Origin of the sequence: Nostoc sp. NZL (assembly GCF_015714705.1) — a bacterium.
Classification (GTDB): Bacteria; Cyanobacteriota; Cyanobacteriia; order Cyanobacteriales; family Nostocaceae; genus Nostoc; species Nostoc foliaceum_A.
Map to the genome: position 1 here is coordinate 1 of NZ_WBKL01000048.1, position 9325 is coordinate 9325.

A 9325-nucleotide genomic window follows, 5' to 3' on the forward strand; every position below is an offset into this window, starting at 1 on the left:
GCAGCGTCAGATGTGTATAAGAGACAGGGAGGGGGCAGGGGGCAGGGGAGAATAACAAACGACTAATGACTAATGACTAATGACAATTGATTGCAAAGGTAATAATTTGGGACGGAGAGCGGAGGGATTGATGCCTGCTTTGTGTGCTACTAATACGCCCACTGCTTCTAAATATGAGTTTACCTGTATAGATTTGATCCCCAACGGTTGGGGAGGAACTTTTATCAGAGTTTTATTTTCTTCTACTGTAATTATTTGGCATCCTCTTTGGCTTAAACTCAGTAAGGCACTGCTACCACAAGCAGTTGCAGGTGCGATCGCAGCATCCACTTCATCTACCCAAATATCTGCTTGCTGAGATGCTATTGCTCCTCTCTCTACGATAAATTGTGGGGCCCGACTTAATCCTACAAGCACGCACGGCAAAAAAGTATAGCCCAATTCTTCGGCGGCGGAACGGGGAGATAAATCAGGTTGTGGAGGCTCGCTCAAAAGGGCGGGAGAATGGGCGCAAGGAATTTGAAAGGTTCGCACTAGCAAATGACTAATTACGGCTTCTGCACCTGCTAGGGGATCAACGCCTTCACCGTGGCGGTATTTTTGTACTGCTTCCTCATCCATATCATCGGGGAAACGGGCAACAACTGCGATCGCTTCTGCCCCCGCTTTTTTAATTAATATCTCAGCTGCCCGCAACAAGCTATCCGGGTTGCCAATTGTTCCCCAACTAGCTCCCGATGCTGTAGTCCGTAATTCTACATTTAATGGTGCATCTGTAATTACATAATCTGTAAGAGTCAATCCCAGAGTTGCTCTGACTGCATCGGCTGCTTGTATATGTCGTAGCCGTAACTCTGGCTCAATGGCTTGGTCTAAAAGCAAACCTACTTTGTTAGTGCGGACTGGACGCAAACCCCAGCATCCAGAGGCGAATTTGTCAAGCCCGTAACCTTCAACATAGAAAGCGTTTGGAAGGTTCCAATACAAACTTGCACCATTAAGAACATTGGGGTGAGTAATTAGGCGATCGCAAACCTGTGCTATGACTTTGGCAACAGGCAAAGCATCTCCTGCATAACCCCCAATGGCAGCCCCAACGCCTGTTGGTACGATTAAAATAGCGGTATATGGACGATTCATCTTAAGTTAAGAGTGCTGAGTTATGAGTGATGAGTTTATGAATCACAAGCCATCAAATCCTAACTATTGTACAGACGCGATTAATCGCGTCTCTCTGAATCGCATCTCTTTTCCTAATTCTTGACTGTAGTTACCACGGCTTCAAGTGTAGCTTTTTGTTCATCAGCATCCACAGAAGTAACTGCCCAACGCAGAGGTTCGCCTTGTTTCTTCAATTCTGTTTCAATTACTTCTAACAACTCTGCGGGAGTTTCTTGTAAATCAATTTCTGCGGTAATAAAATGAGTCGTCATTTTGGTAAATCCTGTTGATTTGTAGTTTCTAGAATAGCTGACTTCATCTGCGATGAAATACTTGTGTAATTTATCAGATTTGGTAATCTCAGTGAACAGTTATTCAGTTATGAAGAATCATCCGATATACTGATAACTGTTCGCTGATTATTTGCCTTTGCCAAATTGTAACTGATAAAGTACATCTTCCTTTTCCGTCTGAATTTTCAAATCAGAAAGGGGTTTGGCAATACAAAGCAATACATAACCTTGCTTTTGTAAATCTGGACTAACGCCCATACCATCAGTTTGATCCACAGTTCCCTCGCTTATTTGACCGGCGCAAGTTGTGCAGACACCTGCATTACAAGAACTTGGCAGTTCCAAACCAGCAGCTTCGGCAACTGATAAGATTGTTTCATTTTCAGGAACTTGCAAGGTATGAATTTTGCCTTGGTGATCAATTTCTACGGTGTAAGTTTTGGGCATATACAAAAGAAGCGTGATGCAACGGACAAATGTATTAGTTTATCTGAATTAGTTAAAAATATCCAGATGTTACTATAAAAATTTAGGTAAAAGATAGATAATTATAGCAACTAATTCTGAACAATTTTTAGATTAGTAACATTATTTACTATACAATACACAAATAAATTAGTTAAATTTGCTTACTATAAATATGCGCGTAGGCGTAGCCCGCCGTAGGCATCGCGTTTCCTTAGAGACTGTATCTGTAAGTCTGCCTTTTGGCATTGGTTCCATGTCTTGGAAAGTTGACACCACACAAAAGAAGGCGGCTTGGTCGCTTTATGTGGAATTGGTGACGCGCATTGCTGTACAACCTTTGGAAGTTGACCAGGGTTTGGTACGAGAAGCGATGAACTCTCTTTATAGTTTATTTGGTACAACCCGCGAAGTTCTCAAAGCCGCCGGGCCGGATGTGGGTGCTTCTCGTGATTCAGTGGGGGGAATTGCGATCGCTGTAAGTTAACAATATACACTATGTAGCGATTGTAGCGATGGTTGCACTCACCAAGTAACTTTGGTCATCAATGTTACAATATTGACTCTTAAGGTTACAGCATTAAGCCTTAGAGCTAGAACATAAAGGCTTAAGGTTACAACATTAAGGCTTCAGGTTATAACATAAAGGCTTTAGGTTACAACATTAAGCCTTAGAGCTAGAACATAAAGGCTTAAGGTTACAACATTAAGGCTTAAAGTTAAAGCGATCGCAGTTGACATAGAATACAGACCATTTATAGGGGCACAGCAATGCTGTGCCCTATTGTCTATTGCTTAAACATAATATTATTTTGCTGAAAATCAACCTTTGATGATTAAATTCCGAGAAATCACGGGCATAAATAAAAACTTTTACTAAAAAAATGCGCTTTTTGCTGAACCAGAATCCAGGTTAATTGAGACAAAATAGCTCTGTAAAGCTATTAAAAGTGTAAAACTATGACTCGAAGAAAACGTAGTTCCCGAATTCTAGAAAAAGCTGAATTTAGAGTTGCCGGGCTAAAAGCTATCGATCCAAAGATCAATTTTGATGATACTCACAACTTGCAAAACCTGACTCAATTAATAGACAATTTTCACAATATGCTTGATGAGTATAACGCTGCTATAGCTATGATTGACTCTTCTAGAAATAAGCTGGATGAGATGGAAAAAACCTTAAGTCAGGTTTCAGACAAAATGCTGACTGGGGTTGGTTTCAAATACGGCAAAAACAGCAACGAATATGAACTTGCAGGCGGCGTTCGAGACAGCGAACGTATCCGTAAAAGCAGATTAACACGCTTGAAATCGAACACAGATAAAACATCAGATGAAAATGCAATAACCGCCACGTCCTAACGGGAAGTCAAAAGTCAAAAGTCTTATATAATCTGCTTTTAACTTTTTTAGAATAGTATCTGTGAAAATTAAAGGTGTCCAGCAGATCCCCGACTTCTCAAAGAAGTCGGGGATCTATTTCATCATGAATAATTTAGGACTGCTATGTAATAAGACTTTGCATTAACCCAGAACTTCCGAAATCTTAAAATTGAATGACCAGATTTATCCATGATAAATTCGCCAAGGACTATCTAGAAGAACTACTAAAAGATTACCGAGAAGTGAAGGCATCAGAAAAAGTTTCAGGAGAGATTAAAGAAATAGATGTTTTATTCACTCCTGCCAAACAACAAAGCTCTAATATACAAATACTGGGTTTGCTAGGAAGATTTGCCGAACAGCCTGCAATTATAGAACCCTTACGGGTTCGCCAGTCGCTCATGGGGGAAACCCCCAAGACCGCGCTGGCTCACCATACCGCAATCCAGCTTCCACCGATGAAATCTGCGACTGTATTCTCAAATTATTAGAAATCAAGGCTCTCTTACGACGAGAAGCTAAAACCAATAAAACCAAACTTCAGGACTCAGAAATTCCTAAATTGTGGGTTCTTACACCAACCATATCTGAAACTAGATTATCTAGCTTTGGAACTATAAAAAAAGTAGGTTGGTTATCGGGAGTACATTTTCTGCCAGATGCGTTGCGAACAGCAATTATAGCGATACACTAACTACCCCAAACACCAGAGACATTATGGTTGAGGCTTTTAGGTAGGGGAAGCGTGCAGTCACAAGCAATTATCGAGTTGCAAGCGTTACCATTAGATTATCCATACCAAAAAGAAACTCTCGAATTAGTTTACAACTTGCGTGAAAACTTGAGAGTAAACCAAGAATTAGAAGCAGATGATAGGGAGTTAATTATGCGACTAGAACCACTTTATCAAAGAGACAGAGAACAAGCTATACAGGAAGGAAATAAACAAGGAGAACAACGTTTAGTTATACGTCAACTCAATCGCCGTATTGGTGAGATTGATACGTTATTAATCGAGCAAATTCAAGGCTTATCGCTTGAACAATTAGAGAATCTAGGAGAAGCATTGCTAGATTTTTCTAGTGTTGCTGATTTAGAAACTTGGTTAAACCAACAATCAATCTAATTCATTTCGATTGATAAAGAGTTAATTATGCGACTAGAACCACTTTATCAAAGAGACAGAAAACAAGCTATACAAGAAGGAGAACAACGTTTAGTTCTACGCTTACTCAATCGCCGTATTGGTGAGATTGATACGTCATTAATCGAGCGATTTCAAGCTTTATCGATTGAACAATTAGAGAATTTAGGAGAAGCATTGCTAGACTTTTCTAGCGTTGCTGATTTAGAAACTTGGTTAAACCAACAATCAATCTAATTTATTATTACTACACCTGGCGACTAAAAGTCGCGGCTATACAAACGAAACCCACCTCCGTGGGTTAAAAATTCTTGATTTCCTCTTAGTCCACGGAGGCGGTCACTGAGCTTGTCGTTCGCGCAGCGTCTCGTAGAGAAGTGTGGACTTTGTTTGTGTAGTAGCGAATTCTATTCGCCTCATACTTTTCAAACTTTCAGTATAAAAAAAACTGCAAACAACCGATTACCAGTAAGGCTTTCATCATAAAAGTAAGCTAAACTCTTATAGCCGAGTATTGCCTAAAAATATTTCATAATTAAAGATAGAACATCCCAATGGAGAACATAAAAATGCTAGAACAATATCGTAAACACGTTGCTGAAAGAGCAGCACTCGGTATTCCTCCTTTACCATTGGATGCGAAGCAAACCTCAGAATTATGTGAATTACTGAAAAATCCGCCAAAGGGTCAAGAGGAGATATTATTACATTTATTGAGCGATCGCGTTTCTCCTGGTGTTGATCCAGCAGCTTATGTCAAAGCTGGATTTCTCACCGCCATTGCTAAGGAAGAAATTACCAGTCCGTTGATTGCGCCCATCGAAGCAGTGCAATTGCTGGGCACAATGATAGGTGGTTACAATGTGCAATCTTTAATCGATTTGCTGCAATTGCCCACTGTATCCCTCTCCGACTCATCCGAAACACCTCTAGTAATGGGTGGACAAGGAAAGGAACCCATTTCCGCCTACGCCGCCAACGCCTTAAGCAAAATTCTCTTGGTGTATGACGCTTACCACGATGTTTTAGAGTTGTCTAAAACCAATCCTTTCGCCAAGCGGGTGATTGACTCTTGGGCGGAAGCTGAATGGTTTACCATGCGTCCCACAGTCCCAGAAGCGATTACTGTCACTGTTTTTAAAGTTCCTGGCGAAACCAATACCGACGACTTATCACCCGCCCAAAGCGCCACAACTCGCCCAGATATTCCCTTACACGCCTTAGTGATGTTAGAGTCACGGCAACCGGGAAGCTTACAAACCATTGCCGAGTTGAAAAAGAAAGGGCATCCTGTAGCTTACGTTGGGGATGTAGTTGGTACAGGTTCCTCGCGTAAATCTGCCATTAACTCAGTGTTGTGGCACATGGGAAATGATATACCTTTTGTGCCAAACAAACGCGCTGGGGGTTATGTTTTAGGTGGTGCGATCGCGCCAATCTTCTTTAACACAGCAGAAGATGCCGGTGCTTTGCCTATTCAGTGCGATGTCACCAAACTAGAAACCGGCATGGTAATTACCATCCATCCCTACAAAGGCGAAATCACAAACGAAGCAGGCGAAGTCATTTCCACCTTTGCCCTCAAACCTGACACCATCCTCGATGAAGTCCGCGCAGGTGGACGCATCCCCCTACTTATCGGACGTACCCTCACCGATAAAACCCGTCTTGCACTTGGTTTAGAACACAGCACAGTCTTTACCCGTCCCCAGCAAGCCTTTGATACAGGCAAAGGCTACAGCCTAGCACAGAAAATGGTAGGTAAAGCTTGCGGATTACCTGGTGTGCGTCCTGGCACATCCTGCGAACCCATCATTACTACTGTTGGTTCTCAAGATACCACAGGCCCCATGACCCGCGACGAATTGAAAGAACTCGCTTGTCTTGGTTTCAGTGCAGACTTAGTGATACAAAGTTTCTGCCACACAGCAGCTTATCCCAAACCAGTAGACATCAAAACCCATCACGAACTCCCCGATTTCTTTGCTTCTCGTGGCGGTGTCGCCCTTCGTCCCGGTGATGGTATCATCCACTCTTGGTTAAACCGGATGCTGCTACCCGACACCGTGGGAACTGGCGGCGACTCTCACACCCGCTTCCCCTTGGGTATTTCCTTCCCCGCCGGTTCTGGTTTGGTAGCTTTTGCAGCCGCCTTGGGTGTCATGCCTTTAGATATGCCAGAGTCAGTTTTGGTAAGATTCAAAGGTGAATTGCAACCAGGTATCACCCTGCGCGATGTCGTGAATGCCATACCCTACGTAGCAATTCAAAAAGGTTTGCTGACAGTAGAGAAGCAGAACAAGAAAAACGTTTTCTCTGGGCGAATTCTAGAAATAGAAGGTTTGCCAGATTTAAAAGTTGAACAAGCCTTTGAACTAACCGATGCTAGTGCTGAACGTTCTTGTGCCGGATGCACAATTAAGCTGAGTGCAGAGACAATTTCTGAATATCTGCGTTCTAACATAGCGTTGCTGAAAAATATGATAGCACGGGGCTATCATGATGCCCGTACCATGTTGCGCCGTGTCGCAAAGATGGAAGAATGGTTAGCAAATCCCGTGTTATTAGAAGGCGATGCCGATGCTGAGTATGCCGAAATAATTGAAATTGATTTAAACGAAATCAAAGAGCCAATTGTTGCTGCTCCGAATGACCCCGATAATGTTAAGTTATTATCGGAAGTTGCTAATGATCCAGTGCAAGAAGTATTCGTGGGTTCTTGTATGACGAATATCGGTCATTATCGGGCAACAGCGAAAGTTTTGGAAGGTGCAGGTGAAGTGAAAACTCGCTTGTGGATTGCACCACCAACACGCATGGATGAACACCAATTAAAAGAAGAAGGTGTATACAGCGTTTTTGGGGCTGCGGGTGCTAGAACAGAAATGCCAGGATGCAGTTTGTGCATGGGTAATCAGGCGCGAGTTGCTGATGGCACAACAGTATTTTCTACTTCTACCCGCAACTTCAATAATCGCATGGGTAAAGATGCGCGAGTGTATCTTGGTTCAGCAGAATTAGCCGCAGTTTGTGCGCTGCTGGGACGGCTTCCGACAGTGCAGGAATATTTGGATATTGTAGCGAGTAGAATTCATCCTTTTGCAGATGATTTGTATCGCTATTTGAACTTTGATCAAATCGTCGGTTTTGAAGATGAAGGGCGAGTGATTGCGTTGGAAGATATGCCGAGGCTTGAGGATATTTTGGGTATGCCAGCTAGTAGTTTAAGTAGATAATTAAAGTTTGGTGGGCAATGCCCACCTTTCAAATCAATTATTTTTGAAAAAGCTTAGAAATAGCTAGTAACTCACGCCCCTGGATTTCTACAGTAGAAGAATTTTTTCTAGTGAAAACTTTTTCCCCAAGAAATGAAACATCTGTTTGAACCGGGATGGTAATTCTAACCACGGAATGACCTTTATATGATATTGTGTCAAACTTCGTTAATACCTGTGTTTTTAACGGGTCAATTAGTGAAGAGTTGTGGATTGCATTAGTTAAGACTCTAACATATTGCTCTACAGTCTGATTTTGTAGCCTTGCTTCTCTATCAATTCCTACAACATATCTTCCATTAATCTCAATTGATTTTATTTTGTCTAACTTCTCTATTTTATGAGCATCTGTTTCAGAGTCTGTTATACCAATATGAATATATCCATCGCTATCTGACCCTAAGTTTGCTATTCCACATATAGTTTCAACAATTCTTTCTAGTAAATCTTTATTTAGGTTTCTTTTTGGAGATAAATCGAGTAATCCTTGCTTACATTCATACCTTGAAGTTTCTATACGAGAACGACGCAAAGAATTTTCAAGATCAAGTACAAGTTCAACGCCATGTCCTAAAGCAGATGGTTCTTTTTTAGCAAAACAATCTTGAATTAGACCTATAGTTTGCTTAATGTTGCTCTTACGGTCTTCTGTTGTTGTGTAGTGACTACTTAAATCTAGCTTTCTCTGAAGTCCTCGAAGACCATTCATTATACCTTCTGGATCAACAGGAGAAAGTTCTTTACGAATAACTAGGTCGAAAAAAGCCATTAAAATAGTGTAAAATGCCGTTCTGATAGGATTATTACTATTTGGATTGACAACACGCAGTAAAGACTTAGGTTCTGAACTATAGGCTTCTATTGTTTCTCGCATCACTGCAAATGTTGTAATTATATCCTGAGTTAATTTTTTGAATCCATAGGTTGCTAAGGCACTATCTAAAACTTGAGAATATTTGCCACTCAAGTCATATAAACTATCTAAACGTTCGGTGCTTACTGGCAAAGGTTCATTGAGTAAAATAGAAGCTATAATATCAGCTATCATTTGTTCGTCTTCGCTTTCTCGAAGTAGTTTTGCAGTTAAGGCTCCTTGTTTACACCATATAGTATCCTCAGCTTTAATTTTATAACCTTGATTACTTTTTTGTGAATCAATACTTATTTCTGGCATATCTGTAAGACGTAATACTTTACTGGAGTTTAGACTAGGCAACAAGAAAAGACTCAGCAACGCTGAGTTGAAAAGAAACAGACTTCAGAGATGAAAATCTACACTACTAAGCAGATTCTGATTGCTCTTTGCGGGGCTTGGTTGTAGTTTTTTTAACTATGGGGTAGCGAATTCTACGTTTACGTGGTTGATCCGTCTTCCAGCCTGGAGACTTTCCGCGAGATTTGGGTGGTTGGGCTGGAGTACCAATCACCGCAAAAACTCCACCTATAGCTTGAGCAACTCTTCCAGGGGTTAATTTTTCGAGAGGCTTCTGCCAAGGTAGAGGATTGTCAGCAACGATATCACGGGCTAACCACAACTCCCAAGTCATTAAAGGCATTAAGTCACTCCACCTCTCACATTGCTTGGGAGTACTCAGCTTTGGTAC

Annotated in this window: 6 protein-coding genes and 4 pseudogenes; 5 read left to right on the forward strand and 5 right to left on the reverse strand. The window is 41.5% G+C overall.

Annotation, left to right across the window (positions count from 1 at the left end; genetic code table 11):
• Nucleotides 1–69: 69 nt before the first annotated feature.
• The 3 genes from F8R90_RS06835 to F8R90_RS06845 all read right to left on the reverse strand — a co-directional run bounded on the left by F8R90_RS06835 (nt 70) and on the right by F8R90_RS06845 (nt 1901).
• Nucleotides 70–1140 (reverse strand): DUF3326 domain-containing protein, encoded by a 1071-nt coding sequence (locus tag F8R90_RS06835; RefSeq protein WP_196510128.1) that lies wholly within the window; start codon nt 1138–1140, stop codon nt 70–72.
• A 113-nt stretch (nt 1141–1253) separates the two neighbouring features.
• Nucleotides 1254–1433 carry a hypothetical protein gene (locus F8R90_RS06840; protein ID WP_196510129.1) on the reverse strand — a complete coding sequence of 60 codons (180 nt, stop codon included), beginning with the start codon at nt 1431–1433 and terminating at the stop codon, nt 1254–1256.
• Nucleotides 1434–1580: 147 nt separating this feature from the next.
• Nucleotides 1581–1901 (reverse strand): 2Fe-2S iron-sulfur cluster-binding protein, encoded by a 321-nt coding sequence (locus F8R90_RS06845; protein WP_196510130.1) that lies wholly within the window; start codon nt 1899–1901, stop codon nt 1581–1583.
• Between the two features lie 274 nt (nt 1902–2175).
• On the opposite strand from F8R90_RS06845, the pseudogene F8R90_RS06850 reads away from it, so the two are divergent.
• From F8R90_RS06850 to acnB, 5 genes and pseudogenes are all read left to right on the forward strand, one after another.
• Nucleotides 2176–2400: pseudogene (locus F8R90_RS06850) on the forward strand (hypothetical protein); the annotation flags it as partial.
• 479 nt (nt 2401–2879) lie between these two features.
• The gene (locus tag F8R90_RS06855) at nt 2880–3281 is read left to right on the forward strand and encodes a hypothetical protein (RefSeq protein ID WP_196510131.1); all 402 of its coding nucleotides are present in this window, start codon (nt 2880–2882) and stop codon (nt 3279–3281) included.
• A gap of 194 nt (nt 3282–3475) precedes the next feature.
• Nucleotides 3476–4428 (forward strand): annotated as a pseudogene (locus F8R90_RS06860) (DUF4351 domain-containing protein).
• Between the two features lie 12 nt (nt 4429–4440).
• Nucleotides 4441–4683, forward strand: a pseudogene (locus tag F8R90_RS06865) (DUF4351 domain-containing protein); the annotation flags it as partial.
• A 332-nt stretch (nt 4684–5015) separates the two neighbouring features.
• Nucleotides 5016–7682 carry a bifunctional aconitate hydratase 2/2-methylisocitrate dehydratase gene (gene acnB, locus F8R90_RS06870; RefSeq protein WP_196510132.1) on the forward strand — a complete coding sequence of 889 codons (2667 nt, stop codon included), beginning with the start codon at nt 5016–5018 and terminating at the stop codon, nt 7680–7682.
• 37 nt (nt 7683–7719) lie between these two features.
• Here acnB and F8R90_RS06875 read toward each other — a convergent pair whose 3' ends face one another.
• Nucleotides 7720–8895, reverse strand: a complete 1176-nt coding sequence (locus F8R90_RS06875) for an AlbA family DNA-binding domain-containing protein (protein WP_230966165.1) — start codon at nt 8893–8895, stop codon at nt 7720–7722.
• A 106-nt stretch (nt 8896–9001) separates the two neighbouring features.
• Nucleotides 9002–9325 (reverse strand): annotated as a pseudogene (locus tag F8R90_RS06880) (NF041680 family putative transposase); the annotation flags it as partial.

Coding starts and splice junctions, on each gene's coding strand:
- F8R90_RS06835 (WP_196510128.1), bottom strand. CDS start 1,140: ATGAATCGTCCATATACCGCTATTTTAATCGTACCAACAGGCGTTGGG.
- F8R90_RS06875 (WP_230966165.1), bottom strand. CDS start 8,895: ATGCCAGAAATAAGTATTGATTCACAAAAAAGTAATCAAGGTTATAAA.
- acnB (WP_196510132.1), top strand. CDS start 5,016: ATGCTAGAACAATATCGTAAACACGTTGCTGAAAGAGCAGCACTCGGT.
- F8R90_RS06845 (WP_196510130.1), bottom strand. CDS start 1,901: ATGCCCAAAACTTACACCGTAGAAATTGATCACCAAGGCAAAATTCAT.
- F8R90_RS06840 (WP_196510129.1), bottom strand. CDS start 1,433: ATGACGACTCATTTTATTACCGCAGAAATTGATTTACAAGAAACTCCC.
- F8R90_RS06855 (WP_196510131.1), top strand. CDS start 2,880: ATGACTCGAAGAAAACGTAGTTCCCGAATTCTAGAAAAAGCTGAATTT.